At 64.2% G+C, this 14,933-nt stretch carries 13 protein-coding genes; 8 read left to right on the forward strand and 5 right to left on the reverse strand.

Going from position 1 to position 14,933, the window contains the following annotated elements; all coding sequences use genetic code 11:
- The first annotated feature begins 7 nt into the window (after window positions 1-7).
- Window positions 8-928: an NAD(+) diphosphatase gene (nudC, locus tag O9K64_RS16145; protein WP_275099125.1), complete on the forward strand. Its 921-nt coding sequence runs from the start codon at window positions 8-10 to the stop codon at window positions 926-928.
- Window positions 929-1,267: 339 nt separating this feature from the next.
- On the opposite strand, the gene O9K64_RS16150 is transcribed toward nudC, so the two are convergent.
- The 3 genes from O9K64_RS16150 to O9K64_RS16160 all read right to left on the reverse strand — a co-directional run bounded on the left by O9K64_RS16150 (window position 1,268) and on the right by O9K64_RS16160 (window position 3,781).
- On the reverse strand, window positions 1,268-2,743 hold the full coding sequence (locus tag O9K64_RS16150; protein WP_275099126.1) for a metal ABC transporter solute-binding protein, Zn/Mn family: 1,476 nt from the start codon (window positions 2,741-2,743) through the stop codon (window positions 1,268-1,270).
- A 30-nt stretch (window positions 2,744-2,773) separates the two neighbouring features.
- Window positions 2,774-3,121 carry a hypothetical protein gene (locus O9K64_RS16155; protein ID WP_275099127.1) on the reverse strand — a complete coding sequence of 116 codons (348 nt, stop codon included), beginning with the start codon at window positions 3,119-3,121 and terminating at the stop codon, window positions 2,774-2,776.
- Window positions 3,122-3,217: 96 nt separating this feature from the next.
- The gene (locus O9K64_RS16160; RefSeq protein WP_275099128.1) at window positions 3,218-3,781 is read right to left on the reverse strand and encodes a DUF2889 domain-containing protein; all 564 of its coding nucleotides are present in this window, start codon (window positions 3,779-3,781) and stop codon (window positions 3,218-3,220) included.
- Between the two features lie 148 nt (window positions 3,782-3,929).
- Between O9K64_RS16160 and O9K64_RS16165 the strand changes: the two genes are divergently transcribed.
- Window positions 3,930-4,913, forward strand: coding sequence for an esterase-like activity of phytase family protein (locus O9K64_RS16165; RefSeq protein WP_275099129.1), 984 nt, complete (start codon window positions 3,930-3,932; stop codon window positions 4,911-4,913).
- Here O9K64_RS16165 and O9K64_RS16170 read toward each other — a convergent pair.
- Window positions 4,889-5,542 (reverse strand): arylesterase, encoded by a 654-nt coding sequence (locus O9K64_RS16170; RefSeq protein WP_275099130.1) that lies wholly within the window; start codon window positions 5,540-5,542, stop codon window positions 4,889-4,891. The genes O9K64_RS16165 and O9K64_RS16170 overlap by 25 nt on opposite strands.
- Here O9K64_RS16170 and O9K64_RS16175 point away from each other — a divergent pair.
- From O9K64_RS16175 to O9K64_RS16185, 3 genes are all read left to right on the forward strand, one after another.
- Window positions 5,541-6,239, forward strand: coding sequence for an ABC transporter ATP-binding protein (locus tag O9K64_RS16175; protein WP_275099131.1), 699 nt, complete (start codon window positions 5,541-5,543; stop codon window positions 6,237-6,239). The genes O9K64_RS16170 and O9K64_RS16175 overlap by 2 nt on opposite strands.
- A 205-nt stretch (window positions 6,240-6,444) precedes the next feature.
- Window positions 6,445-8,934 (forward strand): ABC transporter permease, encoded by a 2,490-nt coding sequence (locus O9K64_RS16180; RefSeq protein ID WP_275099132.1) that lies wholly within the window; start codon window positions 6,445-6,447, stop codon window positions 8,932-8,934.
- A complete protein-coding gene (locus tag O9K64_RS16185) occupies window positions 8,934-11,255 on the forward strand; it encodes a DNA polymerase II (RefSeq protein ID WP_275099133.1) in 2,322 nt (773 codons plus the stop codon). Before O9K64_RS16180 ends, O9K64_RS16185 begins: the two co-directional genes overlap by 1 nt.
- A gap of 32 nt (window positions 11,256-11,287) precedes the next feature.
- On the opposite strand, the gene O9K64_RS16190 is transcribed toward O9K64_RS16185, so the two are convergent.
- Window positions 11,288-12,214 carry a DUF6782 family putative metallopeptidase gene (locus O9K64_RS16190; RefSeq protein ID WP_275099134.1) on the reverse strand — a complete coding sequence of 309 codons (927 nt, stop codon included), beginning with the start codon at window positions 12,212-12,214 and terminating at the stop codon, window positions 11,288-11,290.
- Window positions 12,215-12,332: 118 nt separating this feature from the next.
- On the opposite strand from O9K64_RS16190, the gene O9K64_RS16195 reads away from it, so the two are divergent.
- From O9K64_RS16195 to O9K64_RS16205, 3 genes are all read left to right on the forward strand, one after another.
- Window positions 12,333-13,013 (forward strand): response regulator transcription factor, encoded by a 681-nt coding sequence (locus O9K64_RS16195; protein ID WP_275099135.1) that lies wholly within the window; start codon window positions 12,333-12,335, stop codon window positions 13,011-13,013.
- A complete protein-coding gene (locus O9K64_RS16200) occupies window positions 13,003-14,280 on the forward strand; it encodes a sensor histidine kinase (protein WP_275099136.1) in 1,278 nt (425 codons plus the stop codon). The genes O9K64_RS16195 and O9K64_RS16200 overlap by 11 nt, the downstream gene beginning before the upstream one ends.
- Before the next feature lie 298 nt (window positions 14,281-14,578).
- Window positions 14,579-14,929 carry a hypothetical protein gene (locus O9K64_RS16205; RefSeq protein WP_275099137.1) on the forward strand — a complete coding sequence of 117 codons (351 nt, stop codon included), beginning with the start codon at window positions 14,579-14,581 and terminating at the stop codon, window positions 14,927-14,929.
- Window positions 14,930-14,933 lie beyond the last annotated feature (4 nt).

Below are 14,933 nucleotides of genomic sequence, written 5' to 3' on the forward strand. Positions count from 1 at the left end.
ACAGGCGATGAAACAACCCAACTACTACAGCAGCCAGGGCTTTGACCGACTGGATCGTTACCGGGATGATCCCGAGTGGCTGCAGGCGATGCTGAACGCGGAAAACAGCCGCCTGCTGCCGGTATGGCGCAATAAACATCTGGTCAACCGCCAGCAGCGGCCGGTCTCCTTTCCGGGCAACCGGGATGCCGGGCTACTGGCCCTGGACGGGGAACTGGTGCTGCTGGGCAGCGATCCCGACGGCATCGTCTGGCTGGCCCTGGACATCTCCCACCTGGAACAGCCGACGGCGCTTCTGCCCGACCGCGAAGAGCAGAGTTTCCAGGATCTCCGCGTGGTCGGCCCGCTGCTGGACCGCCACAGCGGCGCCCTGCTGGCCCATGCCCGGGCCATGACCTACTGGCACCGGCATCACCGCTTCTGCGGCGTCTGCGGCAGCGCGACGGCATCGACCCGCGCCGGGCACATGCGTATCTGCGGCAACCCGGCCTGCGGACACCCGCACCATCCCCGCACCGACCCCGCCGTGATCATGCTGGTACATGACGGCGACTACTGCCTGCTGGGTCGGCAACCGAGCTGGCCGCCGGGGATGCACTCCACCCTGGCCGGTTTTGTCGAGCCGGGCGAGAGCCTGGAGGACGCGGTGGCGCGTGAGGTGAGTGAGGAGGCCGGCATCCGCGTGACGGAGATCCGCTACCACTCCTCCCAGCCCTGGCCGTTCCCCTCTTCCATCATGCTCGGTTTTTACGCCCGGGCGGCCACTACCGCTATCCAGGTGGATGGGCTGGAACTGGAGAGCGCCGGCTGGTTTCACCGGGATCAGCTGCTGAACTCACCCGAGAATGAGCAGTTCCATCTGCCCAGACGTGACTCCATCTCCTGGCGCCTGATCGAGACCTGGATGCGCGGGGAGCATTGTGGCTGAGGGCCGCGAGGAGTGGTGCAGGAGGAGTGGTACAGGGATGTACCGATAACGGAGCCGAGGATGCAATGCACCGTTTACGAACCTAAGGATGGAATAAACGCGAATAAGGCGTGTAGGGTGGGTTAGGTGCGCCCAGCGCAGGGGGTGGCGGTCTGCATCGCTCCATGCGCGCACCGTAACCCACCGTTTTGGCCACCGCCGATGTGTTGGGTTACGCGGCGCCCGAGCCTTATCGTGGTCTGGATGCGCAGTGCCTGTGCGCCGCTAACCCAACCTACGGGACTCCCATGCGCGGTATCCGCGTGGGCACAAACTACGTGCCCACCCTACCCGCCTTGATCAGGGTTTAGCAGCCGTCTGTTTCGGCAGATAGGCGTTCAGCCCATCCACCATCTGTTTGGCCGAGATGCCATGGGCGAACTTGGTGATGAATTCGCCGTTGGGCGCCATCAGATAGACGCTGGCCGAGTGATCCATGATGTAGAGATCGGGGTCGCCGCCCTCCTCGATCACCTTCTCGTACCTCACCTTGTAGGCCTTGGCCACCCGCTCGATCATCGCCTTGGTGCCGGTGAGTCCCACCAGTTCCTGATTGAAGTACTTGACGTAATTCTTCATCACCTGGGCATTGTCCCGCTCCGGATCCACGGTAATGAAGTAGGGCTTGATCAGCGCGGCCCGGTCGCCGAGCATATCCAGCGCCAGCGACATCACCTGCAGCGAGGTGGGGCAGATATCGGGACAGAAGGTGTAACCGAAATAGAGCATCTGGTACTTGCCCAGCAGATCCTTCTCGGTGACCAGCTTGCCGTTGTGGTCGATCAGCATGAATTTGCCGCCGATCCGCGCGGTCTCCGGCTCGAACGACTCTGCGGCCGCCACCTTGACCGGTTCGCCGCTGTACTGCAGACAGCGCTTGATGGTCCGGGTGTTCTCCTCCATGAGCTGGAAATAGAGTTCCGGCCCGGCGGCGATGGCACTGCCGAAGCTGTCCAGGATGCCGATATTGATATCGACCCCCCCGGTCAGCAGCGGCAGCTCCGGCATCGGCATACCCCGTTCGGTCAGCAGACAGGCGTAATACCCCTCCTTCAGCCGGGCGTGACTCTGCAGCAGCTTGATCGCCTCCAGCGGCTGTTCCGGCGACTGCGTCAGCACCCCGCGGATCTTCAGCGCATAGGCCTGCTCGAAATACTGCAGGGTGTCAAAGTAGGCCATCCCCACGCCGCTTTTCAGCCCCCGATAACCGTACTCCAGGCGGCGGTCCAGCTCGGCCATCCGCGCCAGCAGTTTGGCGCGGTTTCTCCTATAGAGATGGGCGCGACCATTGTCCGCGTCCATCAGCGCCCGGGCCAGTTCATCCACCAGGATCAGGGTATTGCGGCTGTCCATCCAGATAAACGGGTCACGCTCCGTCGAATCGTCGCTCTTGCTCCAGCGGGAGGGCAGAATCTTCAGTTCCGGATTGTCCAGCAGGGTGACCACCTGCCTGCCCGACTGTTGCGCCCGGGCCACCGGTCCGATCAGAAACTTCTCCAGCTCAGGTCCCACCCAGATGACCAGGTCGGCGGTGGCCAGGCTGGCCTGCTGCGCCTCGCTCATCCGGTAGCCGAACGGCAGCGCATCCCCTTCCAACAGCAGCTCCGGTCCCTCGGTGCCAACCATCAGGCCGGCCAGGATGGAGTGGATCGGTTTGATGCTGGTAACCACGCGGAAGGCCGTCTCCGCCAGCAGAGACTGGCTGCCCAGCAACAGCAGAAGCGCCAGCGATGAATGAAGAGTCGAACGGAAAAAAACTGCGCTGAATCTGTTCACGAATACCTGCCCACCTGCGGTTGCCACGATCTATTGCCCGGCGAATACGGAATCCAGTACCAGGATTGCCGCGTCGACCTGTTTGCTGAAGTCCGCTTCCACGGGGCAGCTCGCCTTGGTTTCAATGAATTTCAGGAAGGCGGTATTGGTTTCCTGGTCGAATGCCTCGCCATACTGCCGGCGCTTGGGAAGCGCCAGCACCAAGGCCTTTTTCATGCGCTGGGTTTCGCTCAGGAAACGGCAGTTGAGTGCCACGCCGTTCAGTCCACCCAGCTGCTGTATGGCGTTGAACTGCTTGTCATCCATGCCTTCCGCCTGTGCCACGCCGTTGAACAAAAACGCCACCAGCATTGGCACAATCAACCTCAATCCCGTCATCTGTCTCTCTCTCGCGCATTAAATAAGGAAAATCCAAGCGCCGATTATAGAGATCCCTGACAACGGGGTAATTGCCCAAAATCAATCGCGGACTGGTCAGCCCTCGTCATCCCTGGGACCGGTATAGAACTCCGGCCAGCGCTGTTTGACCTCCGGACCGTCGCTGATCAGGGCGATGCAGGTGTCGAGGATGCGCGGCCGGCTGCGCTGTGGTTGCCGGCTGGCACGCTCCTCCAGGGCCGAATGCATGGTCTGATAGGCGGTGGTGGCGAGCGGTCCCAGCAGCTCCATCAGATGGGTACAGCTGGCCCGGCGCTCCACCCGGCTCCTCACCTCGCGCATCCAGCCGGGACCGATCTTCAGGCCGATCAGCCGGCGCATCGCCTCCGCCGTCAGCTTGCACACCGGATAGGGGGTGTCGTCGGAGACGGCAATCACATCGTGAATGACAAAATCGAGATCCAGGGTCAGCCGCAGATGCAGACCGTGCACCGGCGCGCCGGGCTGCATGTAGCCACGGTGGCGGGTATCGAAGCCGAAGGTCTTGGTATCGGTCAGATGGGCTTCCAGATCCCACAGCCCATCCTGGCGCAGATAGCCCTCGCAGGTGATTTTGCGGGTATGGAGATGTTCGCGTTCAACAGGTCGGGGTAACGGCACGGCGGTTCAATCTCATCGGCCTACGGGGACTGGGGAAGATAATATCAACTGCAACGGATATCAAATCGGTAATGGACTATGTGGACGCGGGAGACCGTTCGCCATGTGACTTGACGGCGCCCCCGACAGGCGCCTATTGTCGGCGAATATGCCTCGATTTCAACCTGTTGCTTGGCTGTTGAGTCTGTTCCTGTCGCACCTGCCGGGAGGCGTCGCCGCGCCGGTCGGTGAACCGATCAAGATCGCGGAAAAGATCGGCAACGGCGACCGCTTCATGGGCGTCGAGCTGCTGGGAAGCCTGTCGCTGAAGGGGGATCCGGCGTTGGCGGAACTCTCCGGGCTGGCCTGGGACGAGGACGAACAGACCCTGCTGGCGATATCCGACCAGGGCCGGGTGCTGCACCTGAAGCCCGATCTCAGCGATGGCCGTCTCCGTCAGGTGGAACTGATGGCGGTGCATCCCCTGCTGGACCCCCAAGGCCATCCGCTGAGCCGGGGCTGGCGCGACGCCGAGGGCCTGGCCCTGGAGAACAGCGCCAACGGCATCCGCGGAGACAGTCGCTTGATCGTCTCCTTCGAACGGCATCACCGCATCGAACGCTACCGGGCGGACGGCACCTGGCTCGCCACGCTCCCCCTGCCCGGGCGCTTGCGACAGGCCGCTTACCGACCGAAAAGCAATCATGGCCTGGAGGCGGTCACCCTGCACCCGCAACACGGTATCATCACCGGCCCGGAGTACCCGCCCAAGGGTCAATCCCACTATCTGGCCAACAATCTGTTGGGTACGGCCGGTCAGACCTGGCACTACCGGCCTGGGGAACCGGATGGCGCCCTGGTGGCGCTGGAGGCGCTGCCCAACGGCGATCTGATCCTGCTGGAGCGGGCCTACACCTCGATCTTCTCCCCCTGGGTGATCAGCCTCACCCGCCTGCGCGCCGCCGAGCTCGCCTCTCCCGGAACGCTGACAACCGAACTGATCGCCCGCTTTGACAGCGGCCAGGGCTGGCTGGTACAGAACATGGAGGGGCTGACCCGCCACCAAGGCATGCACTTTTTCATGGTCAGCGACGACGGCGACAAACCCTGGGCCCAGACCCAACTGGTCTATTTCAGAATCGTCCCGGAGTGAGTTGTCGCAGTGTCGCCGGCAACCTCGCCGTCCAGCATCGGCCGCAGCCGCCCCCAGACATGCTCCAGCATCAGCGGCTGGCCTTGCGCGGTGGGATGGATCCCATCCCCCTGCATCCACTCCGGCCGATCCGCCACCCCCGCCAGAAAGAACGGCACCAGCGGTACGCGATGCCGCGCCGCCAGCTCCCGGTAGATTCCCAGGAACTTCTCGGTGAACGCCTTGCCGAAATTCGGAGGCAACATCATCCCCAACAGCAACGGACGGCTATCGGCGTTCCGGGCTAGTGTTATCATCTGATCGAGGTGGTCGCGGGTCTGATGGTTGCCGAGCCCACGCAGACCGTCGTTGCCACCCAGTTCGATAATCAGGATCTCCGGCTGGAACTGTGCGAGCGCCCGGGGAAGCCGTGCCAGGCCACCGGCCGTGGTGTCACCCGAGATACTGGCGTTGACCACCCGATGAGGGTAACCGGTCTCCTGCAGGCGGTTCTGCAGCAAGGCCACCCAGCCGCGGCTACGCTCGATACCGTAGGCCGCGCTCAGACTGTCACCCAGAACAAGAATCACCGGCTCGGCAGCCGATACATTGGACATAGCGAAAATCAACAACAGGAATAGTCTCTTCATGGACACAGATCATACCCCAGACAGCATCCTGGTAAAGGCCACCGGCGTGGGTAAACGGGTGAACGGGCCGGGCGGCAGCCTGACCATCCTGGAGGATGTCTCGCTGCGGCTGGCCAGCGGCGAGGTCACCGCCATCCTCGGCACCTCCGGCTCGGGCAAGTCCACCCTGCTGGGACTGCTGGCGGGACTGGACGAGGCGAGCAGTGGCCAGATCGAACTGTTCGGCACCCCGCTGAACACGCTCGATGAGGACCAGCGCGCCGCCCTGCGGGCCGGCAAGGTCGGCTTTGTCTTTCAATCCTTTCAACTGTTGCCCGGCATGACCGCCCTGGAGAACGTGATGCTGCCGCTGGAGCTGGCGGGGGTTTCCCGCCCGGCGCAGGGGGCCGGCGAGGCGCTGCGCCAGGTCGGCCTCGCCGATCGACTGCACCACTACCCTGCCCAACTCTCCGGCGGCGAGCAGCAGCGGGTCGCCATCGCCCGCGCCTTCGCTTCCGGCCCCAAGGTGCTGTTCGCCGATGAGCCCACCGGCAGTCTCGATCAGGCCACCGGCAGCCGCATCATCGACCTGCTGTTCCGGATGCGCGAGCAGACCGGGGCGGCACTGCTGCTGGTCACCCACGACGAGCGGCTGGCGGCGCGCTGCGATCATCGCCTGCAGATCGAGAACGGACGTTTGGAGCAGGACACATGGTAACTACTCACGGGGTGATTGGCCTGCCTTGCCGGCCTCACACGATGGCTTGTATCCTCGAATCCGGCCCCTATTTCAGCGCCTGCCCAAACTCGCTTCGCTCAAACAAGGGCAGGCTTGAATCTGAAAAAGGGGCCGGATTCGAGGCGCCATCAAGATCGTCCAACAAGGCAGGCCAATCCCTTACAGACCGAGCGAGATACGACACATGAACACCCTCCTGCTGGCCCTGCGCTTCCTGCGCCGCGACTGGCGCAGCGGTGAACTGCGGCTGCTGGTGCTGGCCCTGATTATCGCCGTTTCGGCCGTGACGGCGGTGGGATTCTTCACCAACCGGGTCGAGCAGGCGATGGTGCTGCAGGCCAACCAGGTGATGGCGGCCGATCTGGTACTCTTCAGCCACCGCCCGATTCCAGAATCCTTTGAACAGCAGGCGACCGAACTGGGCCTGCGCACCGCCCACACCCTCAGTTTTCCCAGCGTCATCCTGCACCGGGACGAGACCCAACTGGTGGAGGTCAAGGCGGTGAGCCGCGACTATCCCCTGCGCGGCGAGCTGCGTGTCCGGCCCCAGGCGGCCGCCGAAGAGCAGCGCGTCACCCGTCCACCCGCGGCGGGCAACCTGTGGGGCGAGGCGCGGCTGATGGCGGCGCTCGAACTGCAGCCGGGAGACCGGGTCTCCCTGGGTGAGCTGGGCCTGAACCTGGAGCAGATCCTGAGCCGTGACTCGGCCCTCGGCAACAACTTCTTCCGCCTCGGCCCGGAAGTGCTGATCGCCCTGGAGGATATCCCGAAAACCGGCCTGGTCACCCCGGCCAGCCGGGTGCACTATCGCCTGCTGGTGGCCGGCGAGCGGAACCAGGTGGAGAGCTACCAGCGCTGGGCCCGGACACGGCTGCCGCGCGGGGTGCGCCTGGAGCACCTGAGCAGCGCCCGCCCCGAATTGCGCAACACCCTGGACCGGGGCAGCCGCTTCCTCAGTCTGGCGGCGCTGGTGGCGGTGCTGGTGGCCGGCGCCACCGTCGCCCTCGCTACCCGCCGCTTTGTCGAACGCCAGTCGGACACCAGTGCCATCATGCGCTGCCTGGGTGCCAGCCAGTCGCTGATCCTGCGGGTGCTGCTGCTGCGGCTGCTGCTGCTCGGCCTGCTGGCGAGCCTGCTGGGGATCGCCGTCGGCTGGTTGGCCCAGTACCTGCTGGCCGGCCTGCTGAGCGACTGGTTCGGCGGCACCCTGCCGCCACCGACCCCCTGGCCGATCCTGGTGGGGCTGGGCACCGGCCTGATCACCCTGGTCGGCTTCACCCTGCCGCCGGCCCTGCGTCTGGGCGCCGTGCCGCCGCTCCGGGTGCTGCGCCGCGACCTCGGGGCACCGCCCGTCAGCACCTGGCTGCTGGCCGTTTGCGCCATCGGCGCCATGGCGCTGCTGATGCGCTGGCAGGCCGGCGATGCGACCCTGGCCGGCTGGTTCCTGCTCGGCACCCTCGGCACGGTCTCCCTGCTGCTGTTGGCGGGCTGGCTGCTGATCCGCCTGCTGCGGCCGTTGCGCCATCGCGGCGGAACGCGTTGGCGCCAGGGGCTCGCCGGACTGCTGCGGGACCCCGCCATGACCACCCTGCAGCTCACCGGCTTCGGCCTCGGGATACTCGCCATGCTGCTGTTGGGGATCATCCGCACGGATCTGCTGGACGCCTGGCACCGCACCATCCCGGAGCAGGCCCCCAACCATTTCCTGATCAACATCCAACCGGAGAACGTGGCGGGGATGCGCGAGTTCCTCCGCCGCGAGCAGATCCAACCGGCCGGCATCTACCCCATGCTGCGCGCCCGCCTCACCCGCATCAACGACAAGCCGGTGGCTCCCGAACAGTATCAGGATGACCGCGCCCAGCGACTGGTGGAGCGGGAATTCAATCTCTCCTGGGCGGTCGAGCCGCAAACCGGTAACCGGATTGTCTCCGGCCGCTGGTGGGGGGAGGAGAACCGGGAGGCGCCCCTGTTCTCGGTGGAGACGGGGATCGCGGAGACCCTCGGCATCAAGCTGGGCGACCGGCTCGGTTTTGACCTCGCCGGGGTGCCCATCGAGGCCCGGGTCGCCAACCTGCGGCAGGTGCGTTGGGACTCGTTCCAGCCCAACTTTTTCGTCATCGGCACCCCGGCCCTGCTGCGGGATCATCCCACCAATTACATCACCAGTTTCTATCTGCCGCCGGGCCGGGAGGCGCTGCTGGCGCAACTGGTACGCCAATACCCCTCGGTCACCATTATCGACGTCAGCGCCATTATGCGGCAGATCCGCGAGATCATGCAGCGCGGTTCGCTGGCGGTGGAGTATGTCTTCCTGTTCACCCTGGCGGCCGGCCTGCTGATGCTCTACGCCGGCATCCAGGCCAGCCGCGAACACCGCCGTCAGGAGTCGGTGGTGCTGCGCACCCTGGGGATGCAGCGCCGCGGGCTGATCGAGGCGGCCGGGATCGAGTTCGTCACCCTCGGCCTGCTGGCCGGCACCCTGGCCAGCCTGTGCGCCACCGCCACCGGCTGGTTCATTGCCACCGAGGTGTTCGGCTTCAATTTCCAGCCCAGTCCCTGGACCGCCATTGTCGGCATCCTCGGCAGCGGTTCCGCCATCGGTATCGCCGGGGTGTTGGCCACTTGGCCGCTGACAGTGCGGCCGCCGCTGCGGATGCTGCAGGACGGCTAATGACCCGGCAGCACTACAACGCCTTCCTGCTGACCCGGCACTGGCGCGACACCCCCCAGGGGGTCGAGCTGCAGTTTTGGGCTCATTCACCCGCCGGGCCGCTGCGGCTGATCTATCCGCGGCAGCAGGCGGTCTGTTTCATCGCGCGGGACTGTGAACTGCCGCTGGATGGACTGATGGTGGCGCGCAAGCCACTGCAACTGACCGATCTGCACGGCCAACCGGTGGATGGGCTCTATTTCCACCAGCAGCGCCAGCTGCAGCAGTTCCGCGAACGTACCGCCGGCAGCAGCACCCTGCTGCTGGAGTCCGACATCAAGGTGGTCGACCGTTTCCTGATGGAGCGCTTCGTCACCGCACCGCTGCAGGTGAGCGGCGACCCGGTCCAGCGCAACGGTTATCTTGAGCTGGTCAATCCGCGCATCCGGCCCGCCGATTACCAGCCGGAACTCAGTTACCTGAGCCTGGACATCGAGACCGACGGGACCGCCAACCAGGTCCTCTCCATCGCCTTCTGCGGTCCCGGGGTGGCGCGCATCCTGATGCAGGGCGCGGCGGCCGACTGGCCCAGCGACCAGCCGATCCACTGGCTCGACGACGAGGCGCAGCTGCTGCGGACCTTCCTGCAGCAGTTCGCGGAACTCGATCCGGACCTGATCCTGGGCTGGAACCTGATCAATTTCGACCTCGACTACCTGGAGCGGCGCTGCCAGGCGCACCACATCCCCTTCAACCTGGGACGCGGCGGCGAGCCGGCCGCCGTCCTGCAGCCGCAGCAGAGCGGCCAGGGGCGGGTGGCCAGTATTCCCGGCCGGGTGGCACTGGATGGCATCGACAACCTGCGCGCCGCCTTCTGGTCGTTCGAGAGCTTCTCGCTGAACCATGTGGCGGGCGAACTGCTGGGGCGCAGGAAGCTGATCAGTGACGGTCAGGACAAGGTGGCCGAGATCCGCCGCCAGTTCCGCGAGGAGCGCCCGGCGCTGGCCGCCTACAACCTGGAGGATTGCCGGCTGGTCGAGGATATCGTCCACAAGACCGACCTGATCAACTTCGTGCGCCAGCGCGCCACCATGACCGGCCTGGCGCTCGGCCGCCAGGGGGGATCGGTGGCGGCGTTTGACAACCTCTACCTGCCACTACTGCACCGCGAAGGGGTGGTGGCCCATGACATCGGCGCCTTCCGGCACTCGCAAACCAGCCCCGGCGGCTATGTGATGGATTCCCAGCCGGGACTTTACCGCAACGTGCTGGTGCTCGATTTCAAGAGCCTCTATCCCAGCATCATCCGCACCTTCCGCATCGACCCGCTGGGCATGGCCTTTCCCGGTGACGATCCCATCCCCGGATTCCTGCAGGCGGAATTTTCCCGGGAGCGCCATCTACTCCCCTCGATCATCTCCGCCCTCTGGGCCAAACGTGATAGCGCCAAGCTGCGCCAGGACAAGGCGCTCTCCCAGGCGACCAAGATCATCATGAACTCCTTCTACGGGGTGCTCGGTTCCAGCGGCTGTCGCTTCTACGACCCGCGCCTGGCCAGCAGCATCACCCGACGCGGCCATGAGATCATCACCCGCAGCCGCGATTGGCTGGAGGAGGCCGGCTATCCGGTGATCTATGGCGATACCGATTCGCTGTTCGTGCTGGTCGGGGAGGATTTCGACGAGGCCCGGGCCAAGCGGACGGGTCAACAGCTGGCCGTCGATCTCAACCGCTGGTGGAGCGACACCATCGCCCGGGAGTTCCGCGTCGAGTCGGCCCTGGAGATCGAGTTCGAGACCCACTTCATCCAGTTCATCATGCCCACCATCCGCGGCGCCAGGATCGATATTGGAACCGGCAGCAAGAAGCGCTATGCCGGGGTGATCCGCAACGCATCCGGCGAATACGAGCTGGTGTTCAAGGGGCTGGAGAGCGTGCGCAGCGACTGGACACCCCTGGCCCAGCGCTTCCAGCGCGAGCTCTATCGGCGGATCTTCTTCAACGAACCCTACGCGGCCTATATCAGCGACCTGGTCCAGCGCCTGAAACGGGGTGAGCTGGACCGGGAACTGGTCTACCGCAAGCGGCTGCGCCGCAAGCTGGACGAGTACCTGCGCAATGTCCCGCCCCATGTACAGGCAGCGCGAAAACTGGACAAGCCACGCCGCACCGTCAGTTACCTGATCACCCTGAACGGACCGGAACCGGTGGAGCGGCAGACCAGCCCCATCGACTACCAGCACTATATCGACCGCCAGATCGCCCCGGTGGCCGACGGCATCCTGCACTTTCTCGACGACAGCTTCGAGCGCATCACCGCGGACCAGCTGACGCTGTTCTGAATCAGGAACATGCCCGGCCCGGGGCGGGTCTCCTACCGGTTAATGCGCTCTTCGGGCAGGCAGTTCGACGCGGGCGGCCCGGGGATTGTCCCGATCACATCCAGGTCCTGACAACCATAATTACGGCCATCCGGCAGTACGCAAAGCCGATCGAAAAAATTCCCGGGTAACCGCCGGTACTGCTCGATAAGATGGGATTCATCCAGCATGTCCAGGTAGCCCGAGACGGCGTTCCGATAATAGCCGGTGGTACGCCAGGGGGAGGTGTACCATTGGCGAAACGCCGCCCGCATTGCCGCCAGCTCATCACCCGACTTACCGATCTCGCTCTCGAACGCCCGGGCAATATCGGCATACTTCGCGAAGCCCAGCAGGGTGTGCCAGAGCCCGGTCTCGCCTCGCTGCTTCAGGCGCCAGGCAAACAGTGCGGAGAACGCCTGGACATCCGCCTCCACCGCGAAGGTGAGGCGCACCACCTCAGGCATGGCATAATCCAGTGACTGCCGGTAACCCTGTTGCACATGGGCCACGTGCCGCAGTTCATGCACCACAATGGCCGTCTGCTGTTGAAGGCTCAGCTGCTCCCTGACGGCGATCACGTTATGGTTGTAGTCATAATAACCCCGGGTACCGTCGGCACGATCCTCGATGCAGAAGGCGACACCGGCCCGGCGGGCTGTTGCCAGCAGGTAGCCGGCAAGCTCCCGATCCCGTCTCAGATAGGCGAAAATAGCCCCAAACCGGCTGGCGGCCTGGTTGACCTCATGCGGTCTGTCAAACCGGTAACAGCGTGATGCGGCGTCCGGGTGCCACTGCCTCAGCCCTTCCGCCTCCCGGGAATCCCAATTCTGATCAAGGGTGTCGCCACGCAGCGGCTCCAGGTAGAGGACAGAGAGCACAACGAGTACCCCCGACCAGAGTCGATTGCGGTACAAGTCATGTGCTGCACGAGTTGGCATAGGTTCATTCCATCCTGGATTCCGCGATTTCCGGATCAGCATAAATCACTGATACCTATAACATGCAAGCGCCACTCAAGGCCATGATCGACCCGGAGAGAAGTGTTAAAGTAACGGCATGCATCTACTACTGATTGAAGACAATCCCGATCTGGTCGAGAACCTGTGCGAGTTCCTTGAGTCCACGGGGCACACGGTGGATATCGCCTACAACGGCATCACCGGCCTGGGGTTTGCGATAGAGAACAGCTATGACGTGATTATCCTCGACCTGATGCTGCCCGGCCTGGATGGTCTGGAGGTCTGCGCCTGGTTGCGCCGGGAAGGCCGCGATACCCCGGTACTGATGCTGACCGCGCGCGACACACTGCACAACAAGCTGGAGGGGTTCGCCAGCGGGGCTGACGATTATCTGGTCAAGCCCTTCGCCCTGCCCGAACTCGGGGCGCGCGTCGGCGCCCTGGCCCGGCGTGCCCGCCGGGAGATCACCCAGCAACGCCTGATTGTCGCGGACCTGCAGTATGATCCCGATACGCTGCGCGTGGAACGCGCCGGACGACGCATCGAGCTCGCCCCCATACCGCTGAAGATTCTCGCCCTGCTGATGCGCCGATCCCCCGGCGTGGTGCGGCGCGAAGAGATCGAACGCGAGATCTGGGGCGACGATCCCCCCGACAGCGACACCCTGCGTGCCCATCTGCACGCCCTGCGGACCGCCATCGACCGCGGCTTTGAATCCACTTTGCTGCACACCATCCGCGGCATGGGCTATCGGATCGCCGGGCCCAATGGCCAGTAACTGGAGTCTGCGCAACCGGGTTGCCGTCACCCTCGCCCTGTTCGGCGCCGTGGTCAGCCTGGCACTGGCCGTCATCATCTATCTCACCTCGCACGATCTGGAGACGCGACTGATCGATGACACCCTGGTGGCGGAGCTGGACGACTATGTGGCGCGGCGGCAGCGCAATCCACTCTCCCTGCCCGTGCGCACGGCCACGATCCGCACCTACGTGGTCGCCGAACAGGGAGGGACCCACCCCATCCCCGAGGAAGTCAGCGCACTCGGTCCGGGGCGCCACAGTCTGAAGGTCGACGGCATCAGTTATCGTGCCGCCGTGCGCGAGGTGCGGGAACAACGCTTCGTCGTACTCTATGACACCAGCGCGCTGCAACGTCGGGAGCGGGGTTTCCTGCTCCTGCTGTCCGGCAGCGTACTCATCGTCACCCTGATTTCCGCCCTGGCTGGACGCTGGCTGGCGGCGCTGATCATCGCACCGGTCACCGAGCTGGCACGCCGGGTGGCACGGCTCCATCCCGAAGATGAACCGACCACGCTGGCGCGTGAGTTTCCCTGGCTGGAGATTCACCAGCTGGCCGGGGACTTCGACACCTATCTCAAACGGTTACACGATTTCATCGAGCGCGAGCGCCTGTTCACCGGTGATGTCAGTCATGAACTGCGCACCCCCATCGCCGTCATCAACGGCGCCACCGAATTGCTGATGATCGATCCGATACTCAACGAAAAAAACCGCAACCGGGTTGCCCGTATCTCCCGTGCCGCCACCGAGATGGGCGAGATCTCCGCCGCCCTGCTGGCGCTGGCCCGGGAACAGGGTGATGCCAGCAGCCAATCCGCGGAATGCGACATCCTGGGGATTGTGCAGGAACTGATCACGCGCTATCGCGACCTCTTCAGTCACAAGCCGGTCGAACTGCTGCTGGAGGTCGGGGCGTTATCGGACAAGCAGGTGGATCACGCCATCCTCTCCATGGTGCTGGGCAATCTGCTGCGCAATGCCCTGAGCTTCACCGCGCAGGGCAAGGTGCGCATCCGTCTTGATGCCGAGACCATCCGTATAGAAGACTCGGGACCAGGACTGGACACCGCGAATCCGGCGGAACTGTTTCGGCCCTACGTGCGGGGCGGCCAGAGCAACGGGGCAGGCCTGGGACTCTCACTGGTATGGCGCCTGTGCGAACACCAAGGCTGGCAAATTACGCTGGAGAATCTTCCTGGCGGCGGAACCCTGGCCCAACTCGACCTGTCACCCCCCAGCCGCTGATTTTTTCAGCCCCCAGATCGCTTTATACACTCCCTTAACATTGCCTATCCACTCCTTATACCACCGATTCTGTAGGGTAACGCGGTGTGAATGCCAAGTCCGTTAGGTTGGGTTCGCAAGCTCACCCCGACCTACAAACTGTCTACCCCGCAGACACCCGCCGGCCCTATACCGGGAACGGATCCTCCCCTTGTCGAGGCGCTGCACGGGCATGGCGCACACGGAAAATACGAGTCGGGAGGGCGTGTCCGCTATCCCCTTCGGTTTATTAGGTTGAACCACCACTTCAGGATTTACCATGCAGTATGTTCATGCCTTACCCGGCGCCCCGCTGAAAAATGGTCTGCGGTTTCTCCGTAACCGCTACCTGTTGTCGATCCCGCTGTTGCTGCTGGCCGCCTACACACTGAGTGTCGGCCAGTTGATGCTGCTCGCCCTGGCGTTCGGACTTGCGCTGGGTTTTGTTGAGCGGATCAATAATTTAGAGCATGCCGCCGCGCGGTTCAGCCCAGGCACCCGCACCCTGAAAACCTTCGATGGCGGCGCATTTTCGACAGAACCGCGGCCTGCGCGTCCGCGGGCGGGCGGCAAGGTCGTCCATGACGGTGGCAGCTTTGAACGTGCGCGCTTAGGGCCTGTCAAGAAATAAAGGT

The organism is Sedimenticola hydrogenitrophicus, assembly GCF_029017505.1.
In the GTDB taxonomy this organism is placed as follows: domain Bacteria; phylum Pseudomonadota; class Gammaproteobacteria; order Chromatiales; family Chromatiaceae; genus Sedimenticola; species Sedimenticola hydrogenitrophicus_A.

Excerpts from the sequence above, each read along its gene's own strand:
- nudC (WP_275099125.1), top strand. The coding sequence starts at position 8 with ATGAAACAACCCAACTACTACAGCAGCCAGGGCTTTGACCGACTGGAT.
- O9K64_RS16155 (WP_275099127.1), bottom strand. The coding sequence starts at position 3,121 with ATGACGGGATTGAGGTTGATTGTGCCAATGCTGGTGGCGTTTTTGTTC.
- O9K64_RS16165 (WP_275099129.1), top strand. The coding sequence starts at position 3,930 with ATGCCTCGATTTCAACCTGTTGCTTGGCTGTTGAGTCTGTTCCTGTCG.
- O9K64_RS16175 (WP_275099131.1), top strand. The coding sequence starts at position 5,541 with ATGGACACAGATCATACCCCAGACAGCATCCTGGTAAAGGCCACCGGC.
- O9K64_RS16170 (WP_275099130.1), bottom strand. The coding sequence starts at position 5,542 with ATGAAGAGACTATTCCTGTTGTTGATTTTCGCTATGTCCAATGTATCG.
- O9K64_RS16180 (WP_275099132.1), top strand. The coding sequence starts at position 6,445 with ATGAACACCCTCCTGCTGGCCCTGCGCTTCCTGCGCCGCGACTGGCGC.
- O9K64_RS16185 (WP_275099133.1), top strand. The coding sequence starts at position 8,934 with ATGACCCGGCAGCACTACAACGCCTTCCTGCTGACCCGGCACTGGCGC.
- O9K64_RS16190 (WP_275099134.1), bottom strand. The coding sequence starts at position 12,214 with ATGCCAACTCGTGCAGCACATGACTTGTACCGCAATCGACTCTGGTCG.
- O9K64_RS16195 (WP_275099135.1), top strand. The coding sequence starts at position 12,333 with ATGCATCTACTACTGATTGAAGACAATCCCGATCTGGTCGAGAACCTG.
- O9K64_RS16200 (WP_275099136.1), top strand. The coding sequence starts at position 13,003 with ATGGCCAGTAACTGGAGTCTGCGCAACCGGGTTGCCGTCACCCTCGCC.
- O9K64_RS16205 (WP_275099137.1), top strand. The coding sequence starts at position 14,579 with ATGCAGTATGTTCATGCCTTACCCGGCGCCCCGCTGAAAAATGGTCTG.